Source organism: Pelomonas aquatica (assembly GCF_026712205.1).
Lineage (GTDB): Bacteria > Pseudomonadota > Gammaproteobacteria > Burkholderiales > Burkholderiaceae_C > Pelomonas > Pelomonas aquatica.
This window is the reverse complement of record NZ_JAPPUW010000005.1, coordinates 132,829-147,017: the sequence shown is the minus strand read 5'-3', so window position 1 is coordinate 147,017 and position 14,189 is coordinate 132,829. Positions and strand designations below refer to the sequence as shown.

Below are 14,189 nucleotides of genomic sequence, written 5' to 3'. Positions count from 1 at the left end.
GGAGCGAGGGTTCAGTGCGAGAGCAAGCAGCTCGGCCCAGGCTCACAGGCGCCAGCTCGCGCTGGCGTAATAGAAGGCGCCGTTGATGCCATAGGGCGAGAAGGCCGGCAGCAGTTGCGCGCCGTTGGGCAGTGCAGTCGCCAGCGGCACGCGCTCTGGCCGCTTGTTGGTCAGGTTATTGGCGCCGATTGCCAGGCGCAGACCGTTGCTGAGCTCATAGCCGGCCTCAAGATCGAGGATGAAGGCAGGCTTGACCACTTCCTGGTGCCAGGGCGCGCCACCCGTGAGGCCGTCGGGCGCCCACAGCGAGGTCTGGCCGTAATGGGTGACGCGCAGCGTGCTGTTGAAACCGTCCAGCGAATAGTCCGCTGTGGCCACCAGCTTGTGCTTGGGCGTGGAGTCGGTGAGCGCGCTGCGCACGCCCTGGCTGAAGCTCGGGTCGGCCTGATCGATGCGGAGCTTCTGGAAGTTGCCCGCCAGCGACCATTTGACGAAGCCCAGCGTGCCGAGATCGCTGCGGGTCTGCGCGGCGAGGTCCAGGCCGCGGCTGGTAGTGTCGATGCCGTTGGCGAAGTAGTTGGCGTAGAACGCCGAGGTGCCTGGCTGCGCCACGATGCCTGCCGCCGCGATCGCCTGTGCCGCCGGACTGCCGCTGATGCCCGTCTTGAGCACGATGCGGTTCTTGATGCGGATTTGGTACGCATCGGCAGTGAACTGCCAGTCCTTGGACGGATTGGCCACCAAGCCGAAGCTGAGGTTGTCGGACTTCTCGGGCTTGAGCGCCTGGGCGCCCGCCAGCTTGGCAGCAGCCGAGTTGGCCTGGAGCTGCACGTAGGTGAAGGTCGGCGTCACCAGCGTGGAAGAGAAGTACTGCTCGGCGAGGTTGGGGGCGCGATAGCCGCTGCTGATCGTGCCGCGCAGTGCCCAGGCGGCGTCGGCATCCCAACGGGCGCTGAGCTTGCCGGTGGTGGCGCTGCCGAAATCGTTGTAGTGCTCGCTGCGCAGTGCGGCGCCCAGCTGCAGACCCTGCGCGGGGCGCAGGGTCGCGTCGACGTAGGCCCCGAACACCGAGCGGTCGTGCGTGCCGGCGTCGTAGTCCGTCAGGCCGACGAATGCCTGCGTGCCGCCCTTGTAGGTCGACGTGAAGTCGCCCGCCTTGATGCCGTAGCGTTCCTGCCGGAACTCGGCGCCCGCAGCCAGGTCCAGCGGGCGTGCGAGGCCCAGGTCGACAGGCTTGCTGAAGTCCACGTTTGCCGTGGTCTGGCGGTTGGAAAACTGGCCGATGCTGGCGCTGTAGGGGCTCTTGCCCGTGTCCTTGAACAGATCCACATTGACGGTGTTGTCGATGCCGAGGTCGATGCGGTCACCGCCCGTCGTGACGCTGGCGTCCCAGCGACCGTCGCTCGCAAAGCTGCCGCGCAGGCCCGCGGACGCGGCGCGGTTTTGTTCGGCGGTGATTTCCCTCGGCTCGAAGCCCTGCGTATAGATGCCGGCCGCCACCAGCGGGGCGAACGCCGGCTTGTTGGGCAGGCGCTGGTTCTGGTAGGAGTCGGCCGAGCGTGTGCTGAAGGTGCCGAACGCGTAGGCCTCCAGGCCGTCGCCCAGCGGCTTGCCGGCATTGAATGCCAGGGCGCCCAGGTTGTAGGCCGCGTCGCCGATGATTCGGCTTGCATAGGGATCGATGGTGGTGGTGCGCAGCTCGGGGCCGGTCTGGTTGGTGTGGAGCTTGTCGCGCACCTCGGCGCTCAGGTCGAGGAAGCCGCGGCTGTCCAACCTGAAACCCTTGGAGACGGCGAGGGTGCGTGTGCGGCCGTTCCCCAGCCCATGGGGGTTGATGTCGCTGCCATGGAATTGCCCCTGGCTGAGGTCCAGGGATCCCTCCGTGGGGGAGGATTTCAAGATGATGTTGATCACGCCGGCGATGGCGTCAGAGCCGTATTGGGCGGCAGCGCCGTCGCGCAGCACCTCGATGCGCTCGATGGCGGAAACGGGGATCTGGTCCAGATCCACCGCTGCGGCGCCGGAGGTGAGGCCTCCGCTGGTGGCGATGAAGGCCGTGGTGTGGCGGCGCTTGCCGTTCACCAGCACCAGTGTCTGGTTCGGGCCCTGGCCCCTGAGCGTCGCGGAGCGCACGATGTTGGCGTAGTCGCCGCCCAGGGCGCGCGCCACGAAGCTGGGCTCCAGGCGTGCCAGTGCGTCGATGACATTGCGCTGGCCGGTCTGCAGCAGGTCATCTGCGCTGACGATGGAGATGGGCGACACGCTCTCGCTTGCCTTGGTGCCCAGGCTGCGGGTACCGGTGACGATCACGCTGTCCAGCGAGACAGCAGCGGGCGCTGCGGCCAGCAGCGCCTGGGCCTGCGCTGCCGTGCCGAGAACGAGCAGCGAGGCGAGGGCAATGGGGGAGCGCGAGGCGCGGCGCGTGGGCGTCGGATTCATGTGCAGGCAGTTCCGTGAAGAGTGAGTTAGGGCTGCGAACGCTAACGACCGGACATCCGATCCGGAACGAATGAAACCGACGCTGCTTATGCCCGGCTGCAGGCATATCGGTGTGACGAATTCTTCGTAGCCACGGGCCTGCCTGTCGCCTTGGCTTCACGTGTTTTCGGGTGCCGCATGCGTGCATGCCGCCATCGCCGGGCGGGCGGCTCAGCGCAGGGAGCGCGTCATCCGCAACGGCGAGCAGGCCGTCAGCCTAAGGGAGACTGCGGCCCTGCTCGGTGCTTGGGGTCGGGTGGGTGGCGTGCTGTCAGACCGCGGCGCGTGCGGCCACCCCTTCGCTCAGAAACACGCATTCCCCGTCGGCAAACACGCGCACCTCGCCCGCGGCGAAAGGCTGCCAAGCCTCGCCGTGCGTCAAGGGCTCCGCGGAGACGAGGGCCATGCGGTCGGCGGGGTTGTTCACGGTGGCCAGGTCGACGCTCAGGTCGCCGTCGCGCAGCGCGACGTGACCGAAGGGCGGACGACGGCGTTGCAACCAGTGCAGCCGTGTCGAGGCATGGGCCAGCATCGCGCGGCCGGCGGTCAGCAACAGGTTGAAACGCGTCTGTCCGAACAATCCCGTCGCGGTCGCTCGCTTGCGTACCGCCATGTGCTGCTCCATCATGCTTATGAATGGCAGCGCCATGGGAGGCATCGATTTCGACTCGATCTCACAAACGGGATGCGGCTCGCGCCGCTCACCGCTGTCGCCGACGAATCCCGGACCATGCTCAGAAGCGGGCTCACACCGTGGCGTCTGGCAACGCCACGGGCTCGCACCAATGACGTATTGGTCATCGCGGCGCTGCCGTGCACCTTGTACCGCAGCAGCGCCATCGTTTCTTCGCGAACGCCGGGAACATTCATGGGCCTGGGATGTTCAGAAGGCGATGACCAGTGCTCCGCTGAACTGCGCTTCGACGAAGCGGCGCACCTCCGGAGACTGGAAGGCCTTCACCAGCCTGGCGACCCAGGGCTTGTCCTTGTCGGCCGTGCGCACCGCGATCAGGTTGGCGTAGGGCCCTCTGGCATCCTCGATGGCGATGGCGTCGCGCGCCGGCTGCAGGCCGGCCTGGACAGCGAAGTTGGTGTTGATGGCGCTGGCATCCACGTCGTCCAGCGTGCGCGGCGACTGGGCCGCGTCGACCTGCACGATGCGCAGCTCGCGCGGGTTGTCGGCGATGTCGGCCACGGTGGCCGTGATGCCGGCCGTCGGCTTGAGCCTCAGCACGCCTGCCTTCTGCAGCAGCTGGAGCGCCCGGCCGCTGTTGGAGGGATCGTTGGGGATGGCGACCTGCGCGCCGCGCTTCAGGCCGGCCAGGGACTTCACGCGCTTGGAGTAGAAGCCCAGCGGCGCCGTCACGGTCAGCCCGACCGGGCTGATCCGGTATCCGCGCGCCTGCACCTGGGACTGAAGGAAGGGCAGGTGCTGGAAGCTGTTGGCCTGCACGTCGCCGGCGTCCAGCGCCGCATTCGGCTGGATGTAGTCGGCAAACTCGACGATGGTCAGACGAAGCCCGTCACGCTCGGCGACCTTCTTCGCCACTTCGGCGATCTGGGCGTGCGGGCCTTGCGTGACGGCGATGCGGATGTCTTCGGCCAGCGCCGAGGCGCTGAGCGCCAGGCCGGCCATGGCCAGCAGCAACTTGAATCTCATTAGGTTGGGCAGTGATCAGAGGGCATGCGCCTCGTGCAGCGCATCGAGCACCCGGGTCCGCAGCGGTGCCAGTGCCGGGTCGCGGCGGTCGCGGGATCGCGGCAGGTCGATCGCGATCTCCTCGACGATGCCGCGCGCCTCGGTGCCAAGCACGACGACCCGGTCGCCCAGCAGCACGGCTTCGTCGATGTCGTGGGTCACCAGCAGCAGCGTGATGCCGTGCCGGCGTGCGACGCCCGCCAGCAGCTCCTGCAGCTTCATGCGGGTGAAAGCGTCCACGGCGGAAAAGGGTTCGTCCAGCAGCAGTACGCCTGGCTGCGTGAACAGCGCCCGTGCGATGGCCGCGCGCTGGGCCTGTCCGCCGGAGAGCTGCTTGGGCAGCGACTGCTCGTGCCCGGCCAGCCCGACCTCGGCCAGCAGCGCGAGTGCGCGGGCATCCGCCCTGGGGGCACCGGCCGCGAACGCCACGTTCTGCGCCACCGTGAGCCACGGGAACAGGCGCGGCTCCTGGAACACCACGCCGACCTCGCGTGCCGTGCCGCCGCCTTCGCCCCGGCGCACCCAGCCCGCAAAGTCCTTGTCCAGCCGGGCGGCGATGCGCAGCAGCGTGCTCTTGCCGCAGCCGCTGGCCCCCACGAGGCTCACCACCTCGCCAGCCTGCAGCGCCAGCCGCACGTCGCACAGCACCAGCCTGTCGCCGAAGCGCTTGGACAGCACGTGCAGGTCGAGCAGGCTCATGCGGCAGCTCCCACGCTGTCGCGCCAGGCGAGAGTGCGCCGTTCCCAACGGCGCATCAGGCCGTCGCTGAGCTTGCCCAGCGCGGCCAGCAGCAGGATGGCGGCGAAGACGAGGTCGGCGCGGCCCATCTCGCGGCCATCGGTCAGCAGGTAGCCCAGCCCCCGCGTCGCCGCGATCAGCTCCGCCGCGACCATGAACATCCACGCGAGGCTCAGGCCGTTGCGCAGGCCGGTCAGCACCGCCGGTGACGCGGCGGGCAGCAGCACCCGGCGAGCCAGCGCCGCGCCGCCGAGCCCGTAGAGCCGCGCCAGTTCCACGAGCTTGCGGTCCACGTCGCGGATGCCCGACAGCGTGCCCATGTAGACCGGAAAGAAGGCGCCGATGGCGATCAGCACCAGCTTGGGCGCCTCGTCGATGCCCAGCCAGAGCAGCAGCAGCGGCACCCAGGCCAGCGACGGGATGGCGCGCAGTGCCTGGAAGCTCGGATCCAGCAGCGCTTCGGCCGTGCGAGACAGGCCCACCAGCGCGCCGACCAGCAGGGCCAGCAGCGCGCCGATCAGGAAGCCGACTGCCACCCGCAGCGTGCTGGCCAGCACGTGGCCACCCACGTCCGCTGCGCCCAGGCCCAGGAGCGAGCCCACCACGTCGCTGGGCGCGGGCAGCAGATGGCCATTGACCCAGCCGGCTCGCACGGCCACCTCGACGCCACCGAGCAGCAGCGCCGGCGGGGCGAGCCCGAGCGCCCGCTTTGGCCGGTGCAGCAGGTGCAGCAGGCGCAGCGGCCGGCGCCGCGCGGACCTGAGGCCGGGGATGGCGTTGGGGTCGGCGGACATCGCTCAGGCCTGGATCAGCCCCGCGGCGAAGCGCGTGTCGACCAGCGCGTCGATGGCGCCGCGCACGTCGGAGCCCGGCTTGACCAGCGCCTCGTCCAGCAGGATGGGTGCCGCGGCCTGCAGCGCCTTCACGTGTTCCTGGGACGGCAGCGGCTGCGACAGGTCGGTGCGCAGCTTGAGCTGCAGCAGGGCGACCGTCAGGTCCACCTTGGCTTCGTCGGCCAGGATCGTGGCGGCCTCCGTCGGGTTGGCCAGGATCCACTTGCGCGCGCGCTCGTAGTGGCCGATGACGCGGCGCGCCTCGTCCGGGTGCTGCTGCAGGAACTCCTCGCGCACGTTCAGGAAGCCGTAGGTGTTGAAGGCGACGTTGCGGTAGAGCAGGCGCGCGCCGTTGTTCAGCTCGGCCGAGGCCATGAGCGGGTCCAGCCCTGCCCAGGCGTCGACGCGGCCCTGCTCGAGCGCGACGCGGCCGTCGGCATGCTGCAGGCTGACGTGCTCGATGTCGGCGCGCTTCAGGCCCACGGTGTGCAGGGCGCGCAGCAGGAAGAGGTAGGGATCGGTGCCCTTGGTCGCCGCGACCTTCTTGCCGCGCAGGTCGGCCAGCGTCTTGATCGGCGAATCCTTGGGCACGACCAGCGCCGTCCATTCCGGCCGCGAGAAGATGTAGGGCGAGCGGATGGGGTTGCCGTTGGTCCGGGCCAGCAGCGCGGCCAGGCCGGCGCTGGAGCCGATGTCGATGCTGCCCGCGTTCAGGTATTCCAGCGCGCGGTTGCTGCCAGCGCTGAACACCCACTTGACCGGGATGCCGCGCGACTTGAAGTCCTCGTCCAGCCAGCCGAAGCGCTTGAGCACCAGGCTGGAGGGCGAATAGGTGGCGTAGTCCAGCCGCAGTTCGCGCAGCTTGTCGTCGGCGGCGCGCGCGAGCGCCGGTGCAGCCAGGGTGCCGGCGGCGAGTTGGATCAGGTGGCGTCGTTGCATTCATTCCTCCTCAGGCGGGAATGGGTTCCTCTGCCGGCGCCAGGCGGAGCTGGCGCGCGGTGTGCGTGTCGGGCAGGCGCGGTCCCTGGCCGAAAAGCTTGTCGCGCAAGGTGCCGGCCGTGTACTGCTGGCGGTAGCGGCCGCGGCGCTGCAGCTCGGGCACGACGTGATGGACGACGTCGTGCATGGTTTCGTGAGCCACGGCGTAGGCGAGGTTGAAGCCGTCCACGCCGGTGGCCTCCACCCATGCCTCCAGCTCGTCGGCCACCTGGACGGGGCTGCCGGTGAAGACCGGCGCGCGGCCGCCAAGGCCGATGAACTCGGCGGCTTCGCCCACCGTCCACTTGCGGTCGGGGTCAGCCTGGCTGAACGAGGCCAGTGCACTGCGGCCCGCGTCGGTGTCCAGGTACTCGATGGTGGCGTCGCGCGGGTAGCGGCCGAAGTCCACGCCCGTCCAGCCCGACAGCAGCGACAGGGCCGCCTCGACGTCGACGTGGCGGCGGTACTCGGCATGCTTGCGCCAGGCGTCGGCCTCGGTCTCGCCGGTGATCACCAGCGCCTGCGCGTAGATCAGCACGTCCTCGGGTGCCCGGCCTGCGACCTGCACGGCCGCGCGCAGGTCGCGCACCGCGCGTGCGACCACCGTCATGCTGGGGCCGCTGACGAACACGCACTCCGCATGCCGCGCCGCGAAGGCCCTGCCGCGGCTGGATGCGCCGGCCTGGTAGAGCACCGGCGTGCGCTGGGGGCTGGGTTCGCACAGGTGGATGCCCGGCACCTGGTAGTGCGGGCCCGCGTGGCGTATGGGATGGACCTTACGGGGGTCGGTGAAGGTGCCGCTGCGCTTGTCGCGCCGGACCGCATCGTCCTCCCAGCTCAGCTCCCACAGCTTGTAGACCACGTCGAGATAGTCGTCGGCCACGTCGTAGCGCTCGTCGTGTGCAAGCTGGCGCGGCAGGCCCAGGTTGCGCGCAGCGCTGTCGAGGTAGCCCGTGACGATGTTCCAGCCGATGCGACCGCGCGTCAGGTGGTCCAGCGTGGACATGCGGCGTGCGAACGGATAGGGATGCTCGTAGGTCAATGCACAGGTGACGCCGAAGCCCAGGTGCTGCGTGGCCCGGGCCATCAGCGGCACCAGGGCCAGCGGGTCGTTGACGGGCACCTGCACGGCGTGGCGCAGCGCGGCGTCGGCCGTGCCGTTGTAGACGTCGTAGACGCCCAGCACGTCGGCCAGGAAGATGCCGTCGAACCGTCCTTGCTCCAGCAACTGGGCCAGCTCCACCCAGTGTTCGGGCTCGTTGTAGTGCGAGGCCCGGTCGCGGGGGTGCGTCCACAGGCCGGGCGACTGGTGCCCGACCGTGTTCATCTGGAAGGCGTTGAAGCGGATGGGGCGCGTCACGGTGGGCTTCAGCGGCTGGCGGTGGCGGTGCCCGAGAGCGCCTGCTGGTAGTCGGTCTTCACGAAGCCGGGGAAGCTCTTCTCCGTCACGGCCAGGAACTCGCGCGAGCGGTAGGCCTCGGCGATGTCGCGCACCCAGGGCTTGTCCTTGTCCTCGGTGCGCACGGCGACGACGTTCTGGTAGGTCGGGCCGGTCTTCTCCAGCGCCAGCGCCTCGGTGATCTTCAGGCCCGAAGCCAGCGCGAAGTTGCCGTTGATGAAGGAGTAGTCGGTGTCGGCCAGCGAGCGCGGCAGTTGGGCCGCTTCCAGCGGGATGAGCTTGATCTTCTTCAAGTTGACGGCGACGTCCTTCTCGGAGGCGCGGATGGGGTCCACGCCGTCGCGCAGCTTCAGCCAGCCGAGCTGCTCCAGCACGACCAGGGCGCGCGCGGCGTTGGTCGGGTCGTTGGGCAGCGCGACCGTCGAGCCCTCCTTCACCTCGTCCAGCGACTTGTGCCTGTGGCTGTAGATCGCGATGGGGGCGGTCGGCACCTTCAGCAGCTCGCTGATCGCCAGCTTGTTCTCGGTGGCGAACTTGGTCAGGTAGACGATGTGCTGGAAGGCGTTGGCGTCCAGCGACCCTTGCGCGAGCGCGAAATTGGGCTGGATGTAGTCGTTGAACTCGACGACCTTGACGCGGTAGCCCTTCTTTTCCAGCAGCGGCTTGATGCCCAGCTTGATCTGGTCGGCATACGGGCCGGCGGTGGCGCCGAAGACGATGTCCTTCTTGTCCTGGGCCTGCGCGGTGAGCGCCAATGAGGCCAGCGCGAGGGTGAGCAGGGAGCGGCGGAGCATGGCGGGTTCTTTCAGCGTTTGTCGAGCCGGCGTGCAATGGTGTTGCCGGCGAACTGGATGAGCTGCACCAGCACGACGAGCAGGGCCACGGTGAGCACCATCACGTCGGTCTGGAAGCGGTAGTAGCCGTAGCGGATGGCCAGGTCGCCGATGCCGCCGCCCCCGACCACGCCCGCCACGGCGGAGTAGGACAGGAAGCTGATGGCGAGCACGGTCAGCGCGAGCACGAGGCCCGACCGGGCCTCCACCAGCAGCACGTGCCAGACGATCTGGGCCTCGCTGGCGCCCATGGCGTGGGCCGCTTCGATGACGCCGCGCGGCACGTCGCGCAGCGACTGCTCCACGAGGCGGGCGAAGTAAGGGATGGCCGCGAAGGACAGCGGCACGGCCGCGGCCACCGGGCCGATGGACGTGCCGGCGACGACGCGCGTCAGCGGCACGAGCGCGACCAGCAGGATGATGAAGGGGAAAGAGCGGACGGTGTTCACCAGCCAGCTCAGCACGGCGAAGCTGGGGCGGTGCGCCAGCGACTGGCCCGGCGACAGCAGGAATAGCGCAATGCCCAGCGGACCGCCGATCAGCAGCGCGGCGGCCAGTCCGATGGCCAGCATCAGCGCCGTCTGGCCGGTGGCCGTCCACAGCTCGGGGAGGATGGCGACGATGTTCTCAGGCATGGAGCCGCTCCTCTTCGACGAGGGGCTGCCGGCCCAGCCGCGCCAGCTCCTGACCGATGCGCGTGCGCGGCTGCCCCAGGTTCTGCACGTCCAGCAGCTCGCTGACCCGGCCGTCTTCGATCACGGCCGCGTGCCGGCACAGCGACGTGATGACCGGCAGCTCGTGCGTGACGATGACGATGGTGACGCCCAGGCGCACATTGATGTCGCGCAGCGTGGCGAGCAGCTCGTCGGTGGTTTCGGCATCCAGCGCGGAGGTGGGCTCGTCGCAGAGCAGCACCTGCGGGTGGCTGGCGAGTGCCCGCGCGATGGCCACGCGCTGCTTCTGCCCGCCCGAGAGCTGGGCGGGGTAGGACCGAGCCTTGTCGGCCAGGCCCACGAGCGCCAGGCACTCCTGCACGCGCTGCTCGATCCTGGCCTTGTCGCGCTGGCCTTGGACGCCGTGCAGGCGAAGGGGGAAGGCGACGTTGTCGGCGGCGGTGGCGTTCTGCAGCAGGTTGAATTGCTGGAAGATCATGCCGATGGACTGGCGGGCCTTGCGCAGGCTGGCCTTGCTCAGCGCGGTGAGTTCCTGGCCGGCCACGGTGACGCGGCCTTCGTCCGGCTGCTCCAGCAGGTTGATGAGCCTCAGCAGCGTGGACTTGCCGGCGCCGCTGCGCCCGACCAGGCCGAAGATGTCGCCGGCCCGTACCTTCAGGGACACGTCGCGCACGGCGTCCAGCCGGCCGCCGTCCGGCAGCGCGAAGGACTTGCGGACGCCGGCCAGCTCGATCATCGGGGCGGGAGATTGCGCGGTGGCGGCCATGTCAGGAATACGCCGTCGGCTCGGGGTGGGCGCCGGTCAGCGCATAGCGGCCGAGGTCGCGCAGCTTGTAGTCGACCGGGTCGTGCAGCGTGTGCACGCGGGCATTGCGCCAGAAACGGTCCAGCCCGTAGCGGGCCGAGGTGGATCGGGCGCCCGTCAGCTCGAACAGCTGCGACCCGATCTCGATGGCCGCGCGATGCGACAGCACCTTGGCTTCGGCGACTGCGATGGCCACTTCTCCACGATCAGCCGCGGTCAGCGCGGTGCCGCGGTCCCAGGCCTGCTGCAGCACGTTGGCGGCGGCGTCGGCCAGCACCTCAGCCGGGCGCACCTTCAGCCACAGCTCGCCGTAGCGGTGCTGGATGAACGGGTCGTCCGCGGAGGCTGCGACGCCGGACTGGAACCAGGGGCGCGCCTGGTCGCGGTTGAAATGCAGGGCCTCCTGCAGCGCGCCCTGGGCGATGCCGAGGTAGAGGTTGGTCATGATGAGCTGCGCGATCTGCGAGCGCAGCGTCGCGCGCGGCGTCGGCGTGACGCCGGGAGGTTGCAGCACGTCCTGGGCGGACAGGTGCACGGCATCGAAGCTGACCGTCCCGCTGTCGGTCTGCTTCTGGCCGAAGGCGTCCCAGTCGGCATTCACCGTCACGCCTGGTGCGTCGGTGGGCACGACGGCAATAAGGGCGGTCGCGGTCGGCGGGTGCCAGGCGGAGATCGTGAGTAGGTTCGAGCCGATCGAACCTGAGGCGAAGCTCTTGATGCCTTCGAGGCTGTAGCCGGAGCGGGCATCGGACGCGAGCAGCCGCTTGTCCAGGGGATTCAGTGCGTTGCCCCAGAACCAGCGGTGGGCCAGAGTCTGCGCCAGCAGGCGATGCTGCTGGGAGTCGTTGCCGTACAGCAGCACGCCCGCCAGTTGCAGGTGATGGAAGCCGAACACGTGCGCCAGGGCGCTGTCGGCCTGTGCGAGGCGGCGCAGCACCTGGTAGAACGTGGGCCAGGACGCGCCGAGGCCACCGTGTTCGGTGGGGATGGTCAGCGTGAGCAGGCCGCTCGCGCGGATCAGTTCACGCTCCTCTCGGGCATGCCCGCCGGACTGGTCACGGGCGACGGCACTGGCCGCAAGGCGTTCGGCTAGCGGCTCGGCGAGCGTCAGCGCGTCGACCGCGGAGATGGGCGCGGGCGCCGGGCGTGCGTCTGGGGCAGGGAACTGCAGGACTGAGCTCATGCGGTTTCGTCATTGAAACCGTCAGGCTAGAGGTTCGAGCGAGGTTGGCGAACGAAGGATTCCTTCGATGCTTATTTGCTGGAGGGGCTGGGCATCAGCCGAGGACGGTTGAACCCAGCTCCGGGAAGACCTTGCCGACCTTGCGCACCAGGTAGTCCCCGTAGCTACCGCTGAACTCGTGCACGCTGGCACCGCACGGCGCAAGCTCAAGAGCGGGCAGAAGCGCAAATCGATCATCACCGCATGCTGGAAGCAAGCTGAGCTGTGGTGATGTCGTGCTTTAGGTAAAGCTCAATAGTTTTGGCGACGCCATCTCGCTGAGCAGAGCCTCGTCGGATTGGGATCACCTCGGCCGCCACCTTGACGCCGGCCGTCTCGAGCATCGCCGCCGTCGCACCCTGCAGCGACATGCGCACCGGGTCCAGGTCGAGCCGGGCGTAGATCTACGTCGCCTCGGGCGTGCGGTGGTTGAGCATCTTGCCGATCGGCAGCAGCGAGGCGCCGGACCTGGCCAGCCTGCCTGCGATTTCACCCCTCCCTCCTGGCGCGCCCGCCCCGGGGTCAAGGCTCAATCAGCAGAGGAGAGCCGATTCGGATCGGTGCCGCATTCGGTGCCTTGTCCTGCCCGCCACTGCGCCGGCGTGCAGCCCGTCCAGCGCTTGAACGCCCGCCAGAACACCGCCGGCTCCGCAAACCCGAGCGACTGACCGATGCCGGCCAGCGCCAGCTCGGGCCGGGCCACGGCCTGCAGCGCGGCCGCGCGCCGCGCCGCATCGAGCAGGCCGGAGAAGCTCAGGCCCTGGGCCTGCATGCGCCGCGCCAGCGTGCGTTCGCTCATCAGGCCCAGCGCACGAGCGGCCGCGCCGCGCGTGGGCACGCGGGCCGGCAGCTCGGCCGCCATCCAGGCACGCAGTTCCCGCGCCAGGCCATCGTCCTGGCCGAGGGCCGCCAGCCGCGCCGCCGCCACCTCATGGTGCAGGCGTTCGAGCCACCGCGACGATCCACATGCGGGCGCGCTGCCAGTCGCCCATCGAGTAGACGTCGGAGATCGCGCCCATCGTGCAAAAACGCGTGCGCTGGCACAGCGCGCCGAACAGCACGGCCAGGCCGAAGGCGGCGCCAAGCAGCTGGCGCATGAGGGCGGGCAGGCTCGATTCGTCCATGGCGGTCGGCGATCAGCGGGAGTTTTGTCCGCTGCATTCTGCATTCCCCGCGGCGCACATCCGCGCTTGCCGATACAGTGATTTTCCTGATCCAACCGAACGCCGCCGCGATGACCGACGCCCCCCGAGGAAGACCGCGTCTTCGAGTCCGCCGCCGAGCTCTTCGGCGTGCTCGCCATGCCGATCCGGCTCAAGATCATCAGCGCCGTCTGCAATGGCGAGCGCAACGTCTCCGAGCTGCTGGCGCAGATCCAGACCACGCAACCGAACATGTCGCAGCACCTGTCCACGCTCTACCGCGCCGGCGTGCTGGGCAAGCGCCGCGAGGGCACGCAGATCTACTACCGGCTGCAGAGCGAGAAGGTCGCCATGCTGTGCCGCGCGGTCTGCACCCAGCTCGCCGTCGAGCTGGACGGCGACGAGCCGGTGCCGACCGAAGAGAGGCTGCTCGTCGGCGGCCTGCGCTGATGGACCGGCGCCGGTGTTGCCTCGGTACGGCGCTGGCGCTGGGCCTGGCCGCTTCCCGCGCCGGGGCGACCGGGCCGCTAAAGCACCTGCCGGCGCCCGGCAGCGCGCTGCAACTGCCCGACGTGCCGCTGCTGGAGGGCGGCGAGTTCAAGGCGGCCTCGGCACAGGGCCGGGTCGTCGTCCTGTACTGGTGGGCGAGCTGGTGCCCGTTCTGCGCCCTGGTCACGCCGTCCATCCAGAAGCTGTGGCGCACGCAGCGCGAGCGCGGCCTGTTGGTGCTGGGCCTGTCCGTCGACCAGGACCTCGCCGCCGCCAGGGCCTATCGCGCCAAACGGGGCCATGACTTCCCCAGCGGCTGGCTGACGCCCGCCGTCGAGGCGGTGCTGCCCAAGCCGCAAGGCCTGCCGGTCACCGTGGTGCGCGGTCGCGATGGCCGCGTTGCCGCGGCCGAGACGGGCCAGCTCTTCCCGGAAGACGTCGAGCTGCTGGCCCGGTTTCTCTAGCGCCGCAACGCGCCATCCACCCAGGCGCCGAGCTGCGCGGCCGTCATCGCCCCGCTCTGGCGCGCGACCTCCCGGCCGCCGACGAAGAGCAGCGTCGTCGGGATGCTGCGGATCTGCATCGCCGCACTCGTGCGCGGCGCGGCATCACTGTCCACCTTCACGAAGCGCAGCTCGGGGCGCGCGCCGGCCAGCCGTTCGAAATGCGGCGCGTAGGACCGGCACGGCCCGCACCAGGCGGCCCAGAAGTCGACGACGACGGGCGCCTCGGTGCCTTGCAGATAGGCGCCCAGGTCGGCGTCACCCAGGGCCACCGGCTTGCGCGGCGCCACGGGCTGGCCGCAGCGCCCGCAGCCCGGGTCTTCGGTGAGGCGTTCATCGGGGACGCGGTTGCGTGTGCCGCAGTGGGGGCAGCCGAGCAGCATGGGGAGCTCCAGG

General features: G+C 69.7%; 16 protein-coding genes and 1 pseudogene. 2 read left to right on the top strand and 15 right to left on the bottom strand.

What is annotated here, in order from left to right:
* Nucleotides 1-42: 42 nt before the first annotated feature.
* The 14 genes from NYP07_RS06985 to NYP07_RS06920 all read right to left on the bottom strand — a co-directional run bounded on the left by NYP07_RS06985 (nt 43) and on the right by NYP07_RS06920 (nt 12,783).
* Nucleotides 43-2,439: a TonB-dependent receptor plug domain-containing protein gene (locus NYP07_RS06985; RefSeq protein ID WP_268148813.1), complete on the bottom strand. Its 2,397-nt coding sequence runs from the start codon at nt 2,437-2,439 to the stop codon at nt 43-45.
* Nucleotides 2,440-2,749: 310 nt separating this feature from the next.
* Complete coding sequence (locus NYP07_RS06980; RefSeq protein WP_268148812.1) at nt 2,750-3,127, bottom strand: class II glutamine amidotransferase; 378 nt, start codon at nt 3,125-3,127, stop codon at nt 2,750-2,752.
* Nucleotides 3,128-3,361: 234 nt separating this feature from the next.
* Nucleotides 3,362-4,138, bottom strand: coding sequence for a MetQ/NlpA family ABC transporter substrate-binding protein (locus NYP07_RS06975; protein ID WP_268148810.1), 777 nt, complete (start codon nt 4,136-4,138; stop codon nt 3,362-3,364).
* Between the two features lie 15 nt (nt 4,139-4,153).
* Complete coding sequence (locus tag NYP07_RS06970) at nt 4,154-4,876, bottom strand: ABC transporter ATP-binding protein (protein WP_268148808.1); 723 nt, start codon at nt 4,874-4,876, stop codon at nt 4,154-4,156.
* Nucleotides 4,873-5,709, bottom strand: coding sequence for an ABC transporter permease (locus tag NYP07_RS06965; RefSeq protein ID WP_268148806.1), 837 nt, complete (start codon nt 5,707-5,709; stop codon nt 4,873-4,875). Before NYP07_RS06965 ends, NYP07_RS06970 begins: the two co-directional genes overlap by 4 nt.
* Nucleotides 5,710-5,712: 3 nt before the next feature.
* Entirely contained in the window at nt 5,713-6,687 is a 975-nt protein-coding gene (locus NYP07_RS06960) for an aliphatic sulfonate ABC transporter substrate-binding protein (protein WP_268148804.1), read from the bottom strand.
* 10 nt (nt 6,688-6,697) lie between these two features.
* Entirely contained in the window at nt 6,698-8,086 is a 1,389-nt protein-coding gene (locus NYP07_RS06955) for an LLM class flavin-dependent oxidoreductase (RefSeq protein WP_268148802.1), read from the bottom strand.
* An 8-nt stretch (nt 8,087-8,094) separates the two neighbouring features.
* Entirely contained in the window at nt 8,095-8,919 is an 825-nt protein-coding gene (locus NYP07_RS06950; RefSeq protein WP_268148800.1) for a MetQ/NlpA family ABC transporter substrate-binding protein, read from the bottom strand.
* 11 nt (nt 8,920-8,930) lie between these two features.
* Nucleotides 8,931-9,593: a methionine ABC transporter permease gene (locus tag NYP07_RS06945; protein WP_268148798.1), complete on the bottom strand. Its 663-nt coding sequence runs from the start codon at nt 9,591-9,593 to the stop codon at nt 8,931-8,933.
* A complete protein-coding gene (locus NYP07_RS06940) occupies nt 9,586-10,398 on the bottom strand; it encodes a methionine ABC transporter ATP-binding protein (protein ID WP_268148796.1) in 813 nt (270 codons plus the stop codon). Before NYP07_RS06940 ends, NYP07_RS06945 begins: the two co-directional genes overlap by 8 nt.
* Nucleotide 10,399: 1 nt before the next feature.
* Nucleotides 10,400-11,620 (bottom strand): acyl-CoA dehydrogenase family protein, encoded by a 1,221-nt coding sequence (locus tag NYP07_RS06935; protein ID WP_268148794.1) that lies wholly within the window; start codon nt 11,618-11,620, stop codon nt 10,400-10,402.
* A 236-nt stretch (nt 11,621-11,856) separates the two neighbouring features.
* Complete coding sequence (locus NYP07_RS06930) at nt 11,857-12,036, bottom strand: hypothetical protein (protein WP_268148792.1); 180 nt, start codon at nt 12,034-12,036, stop codon at nt 11,857-11,859.
* 152 nt (nt 12,037-12,188) lie between these two features.
* Nucleotides 12,189-12,587, bottom strand: coding sequence for a helix-turn-helix domain-containing protein (locus NYP07_RS06925; protein ID WP_268148790.1), 399 nt, complete (start codon nt 12,585-12,587; stop codon nt 12,189-12,191).
* Between the two features lies 1 nt (nt 12,588).
* Nucleotides 12,589-12,783 carry a hypothetical protein gene (locus NYP07_RS06920; protein WP_268148788.1) on the bottom strand — a complete coding sequence of 65 codons (195 nt, stop codon included), beginning with the start codon at nt 12,781-12,783 and terminating at the stop codon, nt 12,589-12,591.
* A 126-nt stretch (nt 12,784-12,909) separates the two neighbouring features.
* On the opposite strand from NYP07_RS06920, the pseudogene NYP07_RS06915 reads away from it, so the two are divergent.
* Nucleotides 12,910-13,251, top strand: a pseudogene (locus NYP07_RS06915) (ArsR/SmtB family transcription factor); the annotation flags it as partial.
* Nucleotides 13,251-13,754 (top strand): TlpA family protein disulfide reductase, encoded by a 504-nt coding sequence (locus NYP07_RS06910; protein WP_268148786.1) that lies wholly within the window; start codon nt 13,251-13,253, stop codon nt 13,752-13,754. The pseudogene NYP07_RS06915 and the gene NYP07_RS06910, both read left to right, overlap by 1 nt.
* On the opposite strand, the gene trxC is transcribed toward NYP07_RS06910, so the two are convergent.
* Nucleotides 13,751-14,176, bottom strand: coding sequence for a thioredoxin TrxC (gene trxC / locus NYP07_RS06905; RefSeq protein WP_268148784.1), 426 nt, complete (start codon nt 14,174-14,176; stop codon nt 13,751-13,753). The two genes, NYP07_RS06910 and trxC, sit on opposite strands and share 4 nt — an antisense overlap.
* Between the last annotated feature and the right edge of the window lie 13 nt (nt 14,177-14,189).